Annotated in this window: 10 protein-coding genes; 5 read left to right on the forward strand and 5 right to left on the reverse strand. The window is 70.9% G+C overall.

All coding sequences use genetic code 11. The annotated features are described in order from the left end of the window. Positions 1 to 4: 4 nt before the first annotated feature. Positions 5 to 5746, reverse strand: a complete 5742-nt coding sequence (gene pulA / locus E3O48_RS09865; protein WP_134538440.1) for a pullulanase-type alpha-1,6-glucosidase — start codon at positions 5744 to 5746, stop codon at positions 5 to 7. A gap of 383 nt (positions 5747 to 6129) precedes the next feature. Here pulA and E3O48_RS09870 point away from each other — a divergent pair, with 383 nt between their 5' ends. Further along, positions 6130 to 7608 (forward strand): amidohydrolase family protein, encoded by a 1479-nt coding sequence (locus E3O48_RS09870; RefSeq protein WP_134538442.1) that lies wholly within the window; start codon positions 6130 to 6132, stop codon positions 7606 to 7608. 59 nt (positions 7609 to 7667) lie between these two features. Here the strand turns inward: E3O48_RS09870 and E3O48_RS09875 are convergent, their stop codons facing one another. Together E3O48_RS09875 and E3O48_RS09880 are read right to left on the reverse strand one after the other, a co-directional pair. Next, a complete protein-coding gene (locus E3O48_RS09875; protein WP_134538444.1) occupies positions 7668 to 7916 on the reverse strand; it encodes an SHOCT domain-containing protein in 249 nt (82 codons plus the stop codon). 48 nt (positions 7917 to 7964) lie between these two features. Next, positions 7965 to 8450, reverse strand: a complete 486-nt coding sequence (locus E3O48_RS09880) for a histidine phosphatase family protein (RefSeq protein ID WP_174774785.1) — start codon at positions 8448 to 8450, stop codon at positions 7965 to 7967. An 83-nt stretch (positions 8451 to 8533) separates the two neighbouring features. Here E3O48_RS09880 and E3O48_RS09885 point away from each other — a divergent pair, with 83 nt between their 5' ends. The 4 genes from E3O48_RS09885 (at position 8534) to E3O48_RS09900 (ending at position 10888) form a co-directional block, all read left to right on the forward strand. Further along, positions 8534 to 9208: an NTP transferase domain-containing protein gene (locus E3O48_RS09885; RefSeq protein ID WP_370249678.1), complete on the forward strand. Its 675-nt coding sequence runs from the start codon at positions 8534 to 8536 to the stop codon at positions 9206 to 9208. Between the two features lie 81 nt (positions 9209 to 9289). Then, the gene (locus E3O48_RS09890; RefSeq protein WP_338145199.1) at positions 9290 to 9979 is read left to right on the forward strand and encodes a YoaK family protein; all 690 of its coding nucleotides are present in this window, start codon (positions 9290 to 9292) and stop codon (positions 9977 to 9979) included. 76 nt (positions 9980 to 10055) lie between these two features. After that, positions 10056 to 10340, forward strand: coding sequence for an ATP-dependent Clp protease adapter ClpS (clpS, locus tag E3O48_RS09895; protein ID WP_241974927.1), 285 nt, complete (start codon positions 10056 to 10058; stop codon positions 10338 to 10340). Positions 10341 to 10369: 29 nt separating this feature from the next. Then, positions 10370 to 10888 carry a DUF2017 family protein gene (locus E3O48_RS09900; RefSeq protein ID WP_166788668.1) on the forward strand — a complete coding sequence of 173 codons (519 nt, stop codon included), beginning with the start codon at positions 10370 to 10372 and terminating at the stop codon, positions 10886 to 10888. A 54-nt stretch (positions 10889 to 10942) separates the two neighbouring features. Here the strand turns inward: E3O48_RS09900 and E3O48_RS09905 are convergent, their stop codons facing one another. Beyond that, on the reverse strand, positions 10943 to 12256 hold the full coding sequence (locus E3O48_RS09905) for a glycosyltransferase (RefSeq protein WP_134538450.1): 1314 nt from the start codon (positions 12254 to 12256) through the stop codon (positions 10943 to 10945). A 47-nt stretch (positions 12257 to 12303) separates the two neighbouring features. After that, the gene (locus tag E3O48_RS09910) at positions 12304 to 14541 is read right to left on the reverse strand and encodes a glycosyltransferase (protein WP_134538452.1); all 2238 of its coding nucleotides are present in this window, start codon (positions 14539 to 14541) and stop codon (positions 12304 to 12306) included. Positions 14542 to 14664 lie beyond the last annotated feature (123 nt).

A 14664-nucleotide genomic window follows, 5' to 3' on the forward strand; every position in this document is an offset into this window, starting at 1 on the left:
GGGGTTACCGGCCCCGCTTCTGGTCGTCGACGAGCACGGCCACGGTGCGGGCGGGAGCGGTGACCGTGCCGGTGGCCGTGTCCCAGGTCGTGGTCTTGACTACGGCATCCGTGCCCGTCGCCTGGGTGCGGCTGAGCTGGTAGCTCTTGCCGGCCAGCTCCGTCAGCACGATCGTCTGCGGTTCGGGGCTCGCGTTGAACACCGTGAGCACACCGTCGATCTTGCGGTCGACGTCGGCGCCGACGGTGTCGTCGAGGCGCATCACGATGACACCGGGGATCTCGGTCGGACCTCCCGCCGGGAAGGTCAGTTTCTGCTTGATCAGCTTCGCCTCGCCGAGCCGGAACAGCTCGGTCGACTGCTTGAGCCGAAGCAGATCCTGCGCCTGGCTCGACGCGGCCGCGATGTCGGCCGGGGTCGGCACGAGCGCCGGGTCCTCGAGCAGCGGCCGCTGGATGTCCCATTTGTCCTTGTTCGCGGCCGCCGACGGCAGGCCCACCCCGAAGTTGTTCGTCTGGCCGGTCCAGTCGATCCGGTTGAACCAGTCACCCGAGTTGTAGCTGTCCCGGTCGAGGGACTTGGAGCGCAGCAGATCGGTGCCCGCGTGCCAGAGCGACGGTGCCTGGGAGAGGGTCGCGGTGGCCAGGGAGAGGGTGTTCATCCGCACCCGGTCGGTCATCGCGGAGTCGGCCGGCATCTTGAGGGCGAGCAGGTCGAAGAGCGTCTCGTTGTCGTGAGCGTCGACATAGTTGATCACCTCGGCCGGCTGGTCGGCGTAGCCGGCCGGGGACCCGTTGTAGTCGAGCTGGTCGCCGCGCTTCACCGTGCCGTCGCCGGTGACGAAACTGAAGTCACGGAGGTTCCCCGCGAGCCCCAGCCGCACCAGGTCGCTGGCCGTGGCCAGCTTGGCCAGGGCCTGCTCCGGGGTGCCGTTGATCGCCGCGCCGTTCGGATCGGTGCCGAGCCCGGTGCCGAAGCCCTGCTGCTGCACCGTGCCGCCGTCGACGGGACTGCCGCCGTGCACGGCGTCGCGCAGCCGGTCGTTGAAGGTGCCGATGCCGGTGCCGCCGAGCTGGCCCTGTTTCGCCTGCTCGAACAGCGCGTTCTTCGCCACCTCACCGAAGTCCCAGCCCTCGCCGTAGAGGTAGATGGCCTTGCCGTCCACTCCGTCCTTCTTCTCGGTCAGCGTGTTCAGCGCCTTCCGCACGTTCAGCAGGTTCTCCTTCGAGTGGTGACCCATCAGGTCGAATCGGAAGCCGTCGACCCGGTACTCCCTGGCCCAGAGCACGACCGAGTCGACCATCAGCCGTTCGGCCAGCCGGTGCTCGGTGGCCACGTTCTGGCAGCAGGTCGAGGTCTCGACCGCGCCCAGCGGGTTCAACCGGTGGTAGTAGCCGGGCACGACCTTGTCGAGCACGGACTTGGCCGTCTGGCCGCTCGCCGCGGTGTGGTTGTAGACCTCGTCGAGCACGACCTGGAGGCCGTCGTCGTGCAGGGCGCCGACCATGCTGCGGAACTCCGCCACCCGGGCTCCGCCGCGCGGGTTGACCGCATAGGAGCCCTCCGGCGCCTGGAAGTGCAGCGGGTCGTAGCCCCAGTTGAAGCCGTCGGTGTCGGCCACCGCCTGCACGCACGCCTGCTGCTCGGGCGAAGCCGGCCCGAAGGAGGCGAGGTCACAGGCCGGAACGGCCTGCGTGCTGCGGTCCTCCTCGATTGTGGCGATGTCGAAGGTGGGCAGGAGGTGCACGGTGTTGAGTCCGGCATCCGCCAGCTCCTTCAGGTGCTTTGTGCCGGCGCTGTCCACGCCGAACGCGCCGTAGGTTCCGCGGAGCGCCGCTGGCACGCTCTGGTCGGAGATCGAGAAGTCACGCACGTGCAGTTCGTAGATCGAACGGTCCACGACGTTCTCGATCTCGGGCGACTCGGCCCGCTCCCACTTCTTCGGCCGGAAGTCCCGGTTCGACAGGTCGACGAACACCGACCGGGTCGAGTTGGTGGTCAGGGCCACCGAGTAGGGGTCGGTGACCTGGTTCACCTCGATCTTGCCGGTGGTCGGTGCGAACACGGTGACTTCGAACGCGAAGGATGCGTCGGCCCAGCTCTTCTGGCCCGTCGCCGTCCAGGTTCCGTCGGTCTGGCGTTTCAGCGCGACCCGTTCGGGTTCGGCGGCGTCCCCGGCGGTCCAGGCGAGCAGGTCCACCTTCTGCGCGGTCGGCGCCCAGACCGAGACGGTCGGCCGTTTCTTCGACCAGGTGACGCCGAGCGGCCGGGCGGTGGCGACATCCGCGTAGAGGTCATCGAGCACGCCGGGCAGTTGAACCCCGGTGAGCGCGCTCAGCACGTCGCCGGCGCCGGCCTGGCTGACCTGCAGCTGGGTGGTGAGCAGCGACTCGATTGCGGCACGGTCGGTGCCGACCGGGCGCAGCACGACGGAGTTCGCCAGTGCGGGGAACGCCTTCTTCTGGGCGTCGGTCAGCCCGTCCTTGTCGTAGGCGAGTTTCACGGCGTCGCCGCCGGTCACGGCGCCGTCGACGAGGGCAAGGGTCGCGTCCGGCGAGGAGTGCAGGGCGTAGACGAGGTCGGCCGGATCAGTGTTCACCGGCAGCAGGTCGCGCGGCCAGGCCAGCGTCTTCTCGCTCAGCCAGTGGGCGCGCTGCTGGCCGGTGCCGGCGAGCGGCGGGTCGGTGGCTTCGATGGTGAGCACGTGGCTGGCCAGGTTGTAGTTGAAGGTGGTCTGCTTGCCTTCGGTCACGCTGAAGCCGATGTTGGCGCCGTTCGGCACGCCGTTCGCGCCGTAGTTCTCGTCCCAGCCGAGATTGTGCGCCACCTTGCCCTCGTAGCTGCCGGTGGGCAGGGTGCTGGTGCTCCAGCTGAGGATGCCGTCACCGTCCACGTCCTGCAGCCAGGTGGCGAGGCAGTCGGGTTTCCAGTCTCCGGGGCACCCGGCCTCCTCCTGGAAGGAGCCGGCGGCGACGACGATCGGGCCCTGCGCGGTGTTCTGGAAGAAGTTGTTGCGCGGGTCGAAGTAGAACGTCACCGGTCCGCCGGGTGCGGTGAAGGCGACGTTCGCGCCGTTCGGCACCCCGCCTGCCCCGTAGTTGATGTCCCAGGAGCCGTTGATCGCGATCTTGTACTCGTAGGCGCCGGCCGGCAGGTCGAAGGTGCCGGCGTAGACGCCGTCGGCGCGCTTGGTGAGCTTCGCGGCCTCGCAGCCGGGCTGCCAGTCGCCCGCACAGCCGATCTCCGAGTCGAGGCTGCCAGCGACCGTGACCAGGTCGATGGCGGGCGTCGGCGGCGCGGTGTCGGCAAGGGAGACGGTGTTGCCCACCGAGGCGTAGGTGGAGGCGGCGGCGCGCTGGCCGGCGGCATCCGTGGTCACCGCGCGGTATTCGACCAGGGTGCCCTTGGCCAGCCCTGCGGTGTCGTGGAAGACCCGGGGGGTGGTGTCCTCCGCGGTGCCGAGGGCGCTCCAGTCCGGGGAGCCGACGACGCGCCAGGCGAAGCCGGTCTCGGCCCAGGTGCCCTCGTCGACCGCGGCGGCCACGGGTGAGACTCCGGATACGCCGGCGCCGGCCTTCGGGGCGGCGACCGTGATCGCGGTGGCCGCGGAAGGCGCGGTGACCGGGCGGTCGGCGACGAGCACGACCGAGCCGAGCGCGGGAACGGTGACCGAGAGGTCACCCGTTGCCGAGGCGGTGCCCGGCGTTCCGGCTCCGTAGAGCACGGAGAAGGCCGCGTTGCCCGTGAGGGTCGGCACGGTGACGGTCTTGGCGGCAGCCGAGTTGTTGACGGCGACGAGGTGCTCGATCTTCGCGGTGCGGTCGACCCGGCTGAAGGCGTAGACGCCGGCTCCGCTGTCGGTGTAGCGCTCGATCTGGGCGCCGGTGGCCAGGGCCGGGTTGTTCTTGCGCAGCGCGGAGAGGGCGCTGATATGGGTGCAGAGCGGGACGTCCGTGCCGAACCGGTCGACCGACCCGGCCGTCTCCCCCGTGATCAGCGGCTGGTTCTGGTAGTCGGCGACCTGGCTGGCGAACAGGGACTGGCGGGCGTCCTTGTCGCCGCCGGTGCCGGCGAAGCCCTGCTCGTCGCCGTAGTAGACGACGGGCTGGCCGCGGGTGAGGTACATCAGGTCGTGGGCGAGCTTGTCCCGCTGCACCGGTGAGTCTGTGTTCTTCAGGAAGGAGCCGATCCGGCCCATGTCGTGGTTGCCGAGGAAGGTCGGCAGGGCGTAGGCGTTGGAGTCGGGGGTGGTGTACCGGTCGTCGCTGGCGAACAGTTGGCTGAGACCCTTGGCCGAGTTGCCGGCCGCGAAGCTCGTGGCCTGAGCCTGGAAGCCGAAGTCGAGCACAGAGCTGAGGTCGGTCTTCCGCACATAGGGAGAGGTCTTGGCGGCATCCGCGTCATAGACCTCGCCGAACATGAAGAAGTCGGGCTTGCCGTTGGCCCGGGCATAGTCGCGCACCGCGGTGGACCAGGTCTGCCAGAACTCGAGGTTCACATGCTTGACGGTGTCGATGCGGAAACCGTCGATGCCGAGGTCGACCCAGGTCTTGTAGACGTCGATGAAGCCGTTCACGACGGTCGGGTTCTCGGTCATCAGGTCGTCGAGGCCGGAGAAGTCGCCGTCGAGGGCGCTCTCCCCCTCAAAGGTCGAGTCGCCGCGGTTGTGGTAGAGCGTGGGGTCGTTCAGCCAGGCCGGCACCTTGCGGTTCGCGTTCTCGGCGCTGAGCGTCGGCGTGTACGGGAACGAGGTCGTGTCGAGCACCGGGAAGTCGGGCTTTCCGGCATAGTCGGCGGGGTCGAAGGCGACGCCGGCCGCGGTCGTATACGGCGAGGTGGCCTTGTCGATGTAGCTGTACCTCTTCTCCGCGTTGTCGATCAGGTCGGCGGTGTGGTTGGTGATGATGTCGAAGTAGACCTTGATGCCGCGGGCGTGCGAGTCGGCGATCAGCGCCTCGAGTTCGGCGTTCGTGCCGAGGTGCGGGTCGATCTTCGTGAAGTCGGTGATCCAGTAGCCGTGGTAGCCGGCCGAGGCGTTCACTCCGACGCCCTGAACCGGGTTGTTCATGAACGAGGGCGTGAGCCAGAGGGCGCTCGTGCCGAGCCCCTGAATGTAGTCGAGGGAGGAGCGGAGGCCGGCGAGGTCGCCGCCGTTGTAGAAGCCCTTGTTGGTCGGGTCGAAGCCGGAGACCTGCGGGTCGGCGCCGAGGCCGGCCGTGTTGTTGGTCGGGTCGCCGTCTCTGAACCGGTCGGTCATCACGAAGTAGAACTGTTCGTTGCTGCCGGGTTCGCGGATGGGGGCGGTCGCGAGCGGGGCATCCGCCGCGGAGTACGGTCCGGCGAGGCTGAGCGCCTCAAGCCCGACCCGCTTCTTGGCGAGATCGAAGGTGAACCGCAGGGTGCTGTCGCCGGCGATGGTCAACGGGATGTTGTCGGCCCCGCCATCGAGCCCGTACGCGACATCCCAGCTGTCGTTCAGCGCCACCTTGTAGTCATAACTGCCGGCGGGGAGGGTGAACTCGGCCGCCCACACCCCGTCGACCCCGGTCGGGGCGAGGTCGGTGGCATTGCAGTCCGGCGCCCAGTCGGCGGTGCAGCCGAGCTCGTTCTGGAGGCTGCCGACGAGGGCGACGGTCGGTGTGGCTGCCGCGGCGGCGATCGGGGCGAAGACGAGGCCGGAGACGATGATCGCCCCTGATCCGATCGTGGCCAGGATGCGGCGTGCGGCGGTGCGTTCGGTCAGCATTGACTCTCCCCGTTCGGCCCGTTGCAGCGCAATGGACAACGGATCAGACGCTACTCCGCGCCGCGCCGATCATGCAAGCGTTTACAGGCATTTCCTCGGGATTTGGTCTGCTTGGGCCGGATCACCCCGTTTTGTCCCTCATCGGAGAGCCAAAACGACGCTTTCCGGCTCGACGGGAGTCTGCAAACGTTTGCACCCTCGCCGTGAGCAGCGGCCATCCGACGGAGACCGACCGCGCCAAATGCGCCGCTGCGCTGCAGGCGCGCCTGGAGCGCAGCGGCGGAAGTGGCGCGCTCGACGCCAATTGCGACAGCCCGCCGCACAGCGTGATCAGCGGTCGCCGGGACCGGCTCACTCCAAGCCGGGAATGCTAGACAGGAGGCATGACTTCGATTCGTGGAGCCGCGCAGGTCTATCGCGGTCACGTCTTCCACATTGCCGGCTCGCCCACCGTGTCGGAGGCGAGGCGCCATCTCGTCTCCCTGCCCGACGGCGCCCTCGTCACCGGCGGGGAGGGCCAGATCGACTGGGTCGGCGACTTCGCCGCTCTCCCCGCGGAGTTCGCCGACCTGCCGGTGACCGACAACCGGGGCGGCTTCATCCTGCCCGGCTTCGTCGACACCCACCTGCACTTCCCGCAGACCTATTCCACGGATGCCTACGGCGGCGGGCAGTTGCTGGAGTGGCTCGACAATTGCGTCTTCCCGGCCGAATCCAAACTGAAAGACCCCGAGTTCGGCGCCCGGATCGCGCGGGACTTCACCCGCCGGCGGATCGCGGCGGGCACCACGAGCGCCCTGGTCTTCGGGTCGGCGTTCCCGCCCGCGCAGGACGCCCTGTTCGCCGAGTCGGAGCGGGCCGGCCTGCGCCTGGTCAGCGGGCGCGGCATCCAGACCATCGGCTCCGAGTCGTCGCGGGCGCTGCTCACCGGAGAGACCGAGGCCCTCGACCTGGTCACGGCCGAGATCGACCGCTGGCACGCGGTCGACACCGGCGACCCGGCAACGGCGCTGCTGCAGGTGGCGGTCGTTCCCCGGTTCAGCCTGTCCGTCACGCCGACCACGCTCGCCGGGCTCGGCGAGCTCTACGATGACGTGCGCGGCCGGGGCGTGTACTTCCACAGCCACCTGAACGAGAATAACCGGCCGGGCACCGGTGAGATCGACGCGGTGAAGGCGATCTACCGCGTCGACACCTACCTCGACACCTACGACGGCCAGTTCCTGCCCGGTTCGGTGCGCGGCGGGTCGAGCCTGCTCGGTCGCCGGAGCATCCTGGCCCACGCCGTGCACTGCGAGGATGCCGAACTCGCCCGGCTGGCCGAAACCGGCACCTCCGTCGCGCACTGCCCGACCTCGCAACAGTTCCTCGGCTCGGGCACCATGCCCTGGCTGCGCACCACCGGGTTCGGGGTGAACGTGGCGATCGGATCGGACATCGGCGCGGGCGACGAGTGGCTGGTCTCCCGGGTGCTCAACGACTGCTTCAAGGTGCACCTGTCCGAGCCGGGCGACGCCGGGCTGTCGATCGACCCGGCCGCCCTGCTCTTCACCGGCACCCTGGCCGGAGCCCGCGCCCTCGACATGGAGGCGCGATTCGGAAACTTCGACGTCGGCAAGGACGCGGACTTCTTGCTGATCGAACCGGACCGCTGGGAGCCGCTCGCGAGCGTGCTCGAGCGGGGCATCCGCGCCGACGATGCGGAGATGGCCACCGACCAGACCCTGTTCGCCCTGCTGCTGGCGTTGCGCCAGCCGGCGATCACGGGCGTCTTCGTGCGCGGCCGCCGGGTCCAGGCACCGGAACCCGAGCACCGGTCGCCGGTGTCCGCGCGCGTGACCGGGCGGCCCGAACGGGCCTGAGGCTCAGGGTGTGAGGCTCAGCACCTGAGGCCCCGCTCCTGGAACTCAGATCCTGAAACTCAGATCCTGCCGAGCAGTTCCTGCCGTTTCGCCTCGTACTCGGTCTCGGAGAGCAGGCCCTCGTCCCGGAGCCCGGCCAGCGCCTGCAGTGCGGCGACCGGATCAGTGCCGGGGGCGGGCTGCCCCGCCCGCGACGATCCTCGGCCAAGACGCAGGGCCACGAGAACGATCAGCAGGACGACGACCGCCAGGGCGACCAGGACCGCGAGGATGATCAGGACGTGCCAACCGGTGAGGTTGTTCAGCATGTGTTCCCCCTTCGACTGCGCCGGCCACCGCCCACGCTGGTGCCGACTCTAGTCCGCCGGGGGTCTGCCCGAGGCGCGCAGCACCGCCGGGGTACGACCGGCGTCCGACCACGGCCCGGCCAGGCCGATCACCGCGATGGCCGAGGTCGGCATCGGAACGGATTCCCCGGTCAGCAGCGCGGCGAGGTTCTCGATCCCCGGGTTGTGGCCGACCAGCACGACGGTGCCGGCGTCGTCGGGGAGCTCGCGCAGCACGCCGAGCAGTTGCCCGGCCGAGGCGGCATACGCGCGGTCGTCCACCAGGGTCGGCGGCACGGCGTCGAGTTCCGCCGAGGCCAGTTCCCAGGTGCTGCGCGCCCGGTTCGCCGACGAGACGACGGCGAGGTCGATGCCCGGGATGCTGCGGGCCAGCCACTTCCCGGCGCGCGGCGCCTGGTGGCGGCCCCGACCGTTCAGGGGGCGGTCGACGTCGGCCTCGTCACCCGACCAGTCGGACTTGGCGTGCCGCAACAGGATCAGCGTGCGCTCAGGCATGACCCCAGTCTGCCACGGTCGTCCGGACGCGGTCCGGACGCGGTCCGGGCAGGCGACGGGCAGGCCGCCCTACGATGGCAGGCATGATGCCCCTCGCTCCCCCGGTTGCCGGTCTCGTGCTCGCGGCCGGCGCCGGCTCCCGCTACGGTCGCCCAAAGGCGCTCGCCACGACCCCTGAGGGCACGTCCTGGCTGGTCAGGGCCGTGCATACCCTGGCCGCCGCCGGCTGCCACCCGGTGATCGTCGTGCTCGGGGCCGGCGCCGACGCAGCGGAGGCGCTGCTCGGCGACCACCATCCGGGCGAGCTGGTGGTCACCCGGGCCGAGGACTGGGCCGACGGGCTCTCCGCGTCACTCAGGGCGGGGCTGCGGGCGGCGGCGGCGCTCGGCCCCGGTCCGCTCGCCGTGGCGGTCGTCCCGGTCGACGTGCCCGGGCTGGGCGAGGCCACCGTCCGGCGGCTGATCGGCCCGGCAGCGCTCGGTCCGGCAGCGCTCGGTCCCGACACCCTGAGGCGGGCCTGTTTCGAGGGGAGACCGGGGCATCCGGTCGTGATCGGGCGCGCGCATTGGGCCGGCCTGATCGCCTCGGTCAGCGGGGACACCGGAGCCAGGCCCTACCTGCTCGCGCACCAGGCCGTGCCGGTGGAATGCGGCGACCTGGAGACCGGCGCCGACATCGACGTGAACATCGACGTGGACATCAACGCCGGCGTCGAACGGGAGACCGGCGGGACGCCCGGGCATCCGCCCGATCGGTGACTCCCGCGCGGCATCCATGGAATCATGGGGTTTCCGCGCCCGCCACCGCCCACCCGGCCGTCACCGTACCCGAAGGATCCCGTGCTCGAGACACTCCGCCGCCACCCCGCGAACCTGCACCTGGGGCTCATGCTCGCACTCACCTTCTCCACCGGCGTGGCGGATGCCGTGGGCTACCTCGGCCTGGACCGGGTGTTCACCGGCAACATGACCGGCAACGTCGTGATCCTCGGCATGGCTCTGGCCGGGGCGAACAACCTGCCGGTCGCCGGCCCGCTGCTGGCGCTGTTCACGTTCATGCTCGGCGCCGCCGTCGGCGGGCGGGTGCTGCGCCCGGTCGCGATCGGCTGGACGACGCACGCCAGTGTGCTCTTCGGCCTGCAGGGACTGGTGATGGCCGCCCTCTCGATCGCCCTGTTCCTCGGCGGTGGCCGCCCGCCGGCACCCTTCGACCTCGTGATAACCGGCTTCCTCGCCGCGGTGATGGGCCTGCAGGCGTCGATCGCCCGCCACATCGGGGTGAAGGACGTGACCACGGTGGTCGTCACGTCGACCATCACGGGCTTCGCCGCCGACTCCCGGCTCGGCGGCGGCAAGGGCCAGCCCTGGTTCCGCCGGCTCGCCGCGATCGTGCTGATCGGCGCCGGCGCCGCGGTCGGCGCGCTGCTGCTGATGACGCACATCGGCTGGGGGGTCGCCCTGTCGGCGGCGATCACCCTCGTCGTCACCGCGCTCGGGCACGCGGCCGGCCGCCCGCACCACGCGCCCTGACCGGGCAAGGACCCTGCGGAGGACGACCGCGTCGGACCCGGTGGAATTCCGGTGCCCGTCGTGGGAGCCTTGAGGGGTGCCGAAGACTGTCGAACGCCCCGATCTGCAGGAGACGGTGTCACTGGATCGTCCGTGGATCACGATCGTCTGGGACGACCCGGTGAACCTGATGTCCTACGTCGCCTACGTCTTCCGCAGCTACTTCGGCGTCACCGCCGAGGAGGCGGAGCGCCTCATGCTGCAGGTGCACAACACCGGCCGGGCCGTGGTCGCCACCGGCAACCGTGAGGCCATGGAACGCCACGTCGAGGCCATGCACGGCTACGGCCTGTGGGCGACGCTGGCCAGGGCCGACTCGTGATGCAATTCGAGCCGTCCGCGGAAGGTCGCGTGTCCGCGCACTTCGAATTGGTCGAGGTGGGGCTGCTCCGACTCGCCACCAGCCAGCTGGTGGAACTTTTGGAGGCCGCCGATGCCCACGCGCCAGGCACGGCCGCCGACCCGGCCCTGAAACGGCTGCTGCCGGATGCCTACCTGGACGACCCTGAGGCCGCGGCGGAGTTCCGCCGGTTCACCGCCGGCGATCTCCTCGACCGCAAGGTGCTCAATGCGAAGGTGGTCCTGGCGACCCTGGGCGAGGAGCCGCTCGACCCGATCTCCGACGAACCGGACGAGGCGCTGCTCCACGACTTGCCGGACGACGCCCCGCTGACGATCGTGCTTGACCCGCCCGACGTGCAGTCCTGGCTGCGCACCCTCACCGACCTGCGGTTGACGCTGGCCGAGCGTCTCGACATCGGGCCGGACGGCCGGCCGCAGCGAGAGGACGAGGACGCCCCGTTCCTGCGGGACGTCTACGAATGGTTCGGCATGGTGCAGGAGTCCCTGGTCTACGCCATCGACGTCTGAGCCGAGCGACGTCTGAGCCGAGCGACGTCGGACCGGGGCGCGGCACCGAAGCGCCTAACCGACCACGGGAACGGCCAGCAGCGCCGCACGGGCGCGGCGCGGGCCCTCGCCGTCGGCGAGGGAGGCCCGCAGCCGGTCCAGGCGCAGCCTGGCCGCGCCGTCGAGCGCGAGCAGGGCCTCGGCCGCCACTCGCAACTCGTCGGCCGTCACAGCGTTCGGGTCGAGGGACAGCCCGAAACCGGCCCTCTCCAGGGCGGCTGCACCGGTGAACTGGTCGGTCGAGAACGGAAGCACCAGCAGCGGAACCCCGGCGGTCATCGCCTCGGTGACGCTGTTGTTGCCTCCGTGGGTGACGGTGAGTGCCGCGTGGCGGAGCAGGGTGACCTGGGGCAGGAACCCGCGCACCAGCCAGGAACCGGGGATCGGCCCGAGTTCGGCCGGGTCTGTCGCGCCGGTGGCGATGGCAACCCGCACGTCGAGCCCGCGCAGCGCCTCCGCCACCCGGGCGAGCACGTCGCCGCGCACCGAGAGGAAGCTGCCGAAGCTCACGTAGACGACCGGCCGGTCGGCGGCGGCCAGCCACCGGTCGGCCTCGTCGTCGGCGGCCTCCTCGCGCACCGCGGAGCCGAGGAAGGCGTGCGGGGGCAGCAGGGCGGTTCGCGCCGGGTCGTGCAGTTCGGCCGGGTAGTTGAGCAGGAGCACATCGCCCGCCTCCATGAAGGCGTCGCGGCTGGGCATCGCCGCCGGGTCCAGGCTGAACAGGGCCGCGTTCCACTGGGCCGTGAACGCGGCACTCACCTCGTCGCAGGCCAGGTGCAGGGCCTCCAGCGCGGCCGGGCCGGGCCGGAACGCCACCGGCCATTCCGGCGGGTAGCCGTAGACCTCGTCGCCGACCGGCAGCGCGGACGGGTGCCCGAGCACGACGTCGGCGTGACGGATGCCCGCACTCTGCAGCGCGAGCCTCGCACTGAACGCGAGGTGGTCGACGATCACCTGGTCGGGCTGCACCTCGGCGACGATCCGCTGCACCTCCCGGGCAACCTCGACCGGGTTCCAGAGCAGGTCGTTGCTGCGCGCCTCGGCCTGGAACAGGAGCGTCTCCACCATGCCGCGGCGGGTCGCGGCGAAGAACCCGCGGAGGGCGTCGTCTTCGCCGCTCGGCTGCTGCTCGGCCCGGATCGTGCCCGGGTTGGAGCCCCGGCCCAGTTGCAGGTTGACCCGTTCGAAACCGAACGCCCGCACGATGTCGGCCGTGGCCGGTCCGCTGGCCACGACGACGCGTTCACCGGCCTGCTGCCAGGCGGTGCCGAGAGTGGCCAGGGGGAAGAGGTGGGAGGCGTAGTCGGGGCTGATGATCAGCAGGGTCATGTCAGGTTCCTCATCAGGTCTGGTTCCTCATCACGTGTGGTTCCTCATCAGGAGAGGCTCATCGCCCAGGCGTTCGGCCCGTCGGTGACGGCGACCTCCCGGTAGACGGCGGCCAGGGTGGACGCCATGGCCTGGATCGTGAAACCTCGTGCCACCATCTCGCGGGCACGGTCGGCGAACTCCGGTCCGGACGGGCCGGCGGCGACCGTGAGGGCAGCGGCGATCCCGCCGGCCAGCGCGGTCGGGTTGCCGGTGTCCACGAGGAAGCCTGTCACTCCCTCCTCCACGTAGGTGGCCGGCCCCCCCGAGTGCGGCGCGACCACGGGGAGGCCGGTGGCCAGTGCTTCGAGCAGGGCGATCCCGAACTCCTCCTTCACGCTGGCGCAGACATAGACGCCGTTCGGGCCGGCCAGGCCGGGCCGGCCGGTGCGCGCGGCCGCGAGCCAGCGGGCCACGGTGTCGTTATTGCGGTGCCCGGCGAGCAGCAGTCCACGTTCGATGGCCCCGTCGAGCGGAACGGCCGCGGCCATCCGGTCCAGTTGTGCGCGCTCGTCGGCCGACGGCGTGCGAAGGTCCCCGCCGACGATGAGCAGGTTGCAGGCCGCGGACAGTGCCGGGTCCGCCGACCAGGCCTCGACGAGCGCGGCCATGCCCTTGACCCGGTGCAGCCGGCCCACCGTGACGGCGAGCGGCAGCCCGCGTCGCTCGGGCGGGAGGGCCGCCAGCAGGTCGTCGAGCTCGACGAACGCCACCGCGCCGGCCGCGTTCAGCCGATCCGGGTCAACGGCGGCGGACCCGTCGAGGGACGCCGTCGCGTCCGCGAGGGAACGCTCGATCACGGCCAGGTCGATTCCCTCCGCGATCACCGAGTGGCGTTCCGGGTGCTGCCGGATGTCGATTCCGACGAGCTCGCGCATGTCGCGCCGCAGGTCGGGCCGGGGGAAGAGCACGGTGTGCGCGGCATCCGCTGCCAGCCGCTGCACCAGCCGCACCCGGAACCAGAAGTGCTCGGCCTCGTCCACGGTGCCGAAGTTCGCGCGGGTCAGGGTGCCGGTCGCATCCAGCGAGTGGATGACGCTGTGCGGGTCGGGTGCCACCGTGAACACGATGGGGATGTCCAGTTCGCGGGCGACCGTGGAAGCGGCGAGAGTGCCGACATCGGCCATCCTCAGGTGGATCGCATCGACCGTTCCCGCTGCGCGGAGGATGCGCCGGATGCCGCGCTGGGTGGCGATCCGGCGCGGCCAGGCATCGACCGAGGCGACCGGTTCGCCAAGGAACGGGACGGTCGCGAAGGCGTGCCCGGCCAGGGTCGAGCTGACCTCGGAGAGGCAGTCCAGGGCGTCGGCGAAACCGCCCCGGGAGAGTGTGAGCACCCGTTCGACCCGCTGCTCCCTCGGAGCATCCTCGCCGCCGGACAGGAAGGCGTGCTCCCCCGGCGTCGGGCCGGCGACGAGGGCGTCGCCGAGGCGCACGAGCAGGGTCGCGATGCCGCCGTTGTCGCCGGCGCCGACCTGGCTGAGGTCACGGTCGATGTCGGCGTGCAGGAAAAGCTGGGCGATGGTGGCCCCCTGGCTCCACGGCGCGCGCGGATAGTTCGGCACGGTCAGGTCGACCAGGGCGAGCCTGGCCACCTCGGCCAGCACGTCGTCGCCCCGGGCAAGCTCGGTGACGATCGCGGTGTTGGCGTCGTTCGGGCCGAGGTCGCCGAGGGCGGCGATCGCGGCGACACGCACCTCGGTCGGCTCGGCCGGGTCGACGGCGACGCGGCGCAGCAGGCGCTCCGGGATGCGGCCGGTGACGAGGCCGATCGTCTCGACCAGACGGGACCGTGCCCCGGGTTCGACGACGCCGACCAGGGCACCCTCGAGGGCGAGCCCGACGTGCTCCGGCACCGACGACGCCCACTGTTCCAGGGTGCGCTGGGCGATCATCCCGGGGAATCCGCCGGCGACGACCATGGCCACGAGCCCGGAGATGGCGTCGAGGCGGGGCAGGCGGGCACCGAAGGCCCAGGCCGTGTGCTCGCGGATGAACAGGGTGTCATGGCCCAGCAGGGTGACCAGCACATCGTCCGCCGACTCGTCGAAGACCTGGGCGAGCGAGTGCATCGCCGCGATCGCGGTGAGCTGGTCGCCCGGGTCGACCGCGGCCTGGGCGAGCAGGCGAACGGCCCGCACGCCGCCGTCCCTGCTCGCGGCGACGGTCAGGTCGTCGGCGGCCCGGATGCCGTCCAGGATCGAACGCGTCTGGCGCATGGTGTCCAGGGTCGTATGGGTTCCCACGGGGTGTTCTCCCTGTCGTCGGGGCGGTCTGTCGTCGGGGCGGGCTGGCGTCGGATGCGGTCTGGTGCTGCCGATGATACTTCGGAACGGGAAACTCCTCGGATTGCCGGTGGGGAATCCGCT

It is taken from the genome of Cryobacterium sp. HLT2-28 (genome assembly GCF_004402495.1).
In the GTDB taxonomy this organism is placed as follows: domain Bacteria; phylum Actinomycetota; class Actinomycetes; order Actinomycetales; family Microbacteriaceae; genus Cryobacterium; species Cryobacterium mannosilyticum.

Excerpts from the sequence above, each read along its gene's own strand:
- E3O48_RS09875 (WP_134538444.1), bottom strand. The coding sequence starts at position 7,916 with ATGCTGAACAACCTCACCGGTTGGCACGTCCTGATCATCCTCGCGGTC.
- E3O48_RS09870 (WP_134538442.1), top strand. The coding sequence starts at position 6,130 with ATGACTTCGATTCGTGGAGCCGCGCAGGTCTATCGCGGTCACGTCTTC.
- pulA (WP_134538440.1), bottom strand. The coding sequence starts at position 5,746 with ATGCTGACCGAACGCACCGCCGCACGCCGCATCCTGGCCACGATCGGA.
- E3O48_RS09905 (WP_134538450.1), bottom strand. The coding sequence starts at position 12,256 with ATGACCCTGCTGATCATCAGCCCCGACTACGCCTCCCACCTCTTCCCC.
- E3O48_RS09885 (WP_370249678.1), top strand. The coding sequence starts at position 8,534 with ATGATGCCCCTCGCTCCCCCGGTTGCCGGTCTCGTGCTCGCGGCCGGC.
- E3O48_RS09880 (WP_174774785.1), bottom strand. The coding sequence starts at position 8,450 with ATGCCTGAGCGCACGCTGATCCTGTTGCGGCACGCCAAGTCCGACTGG.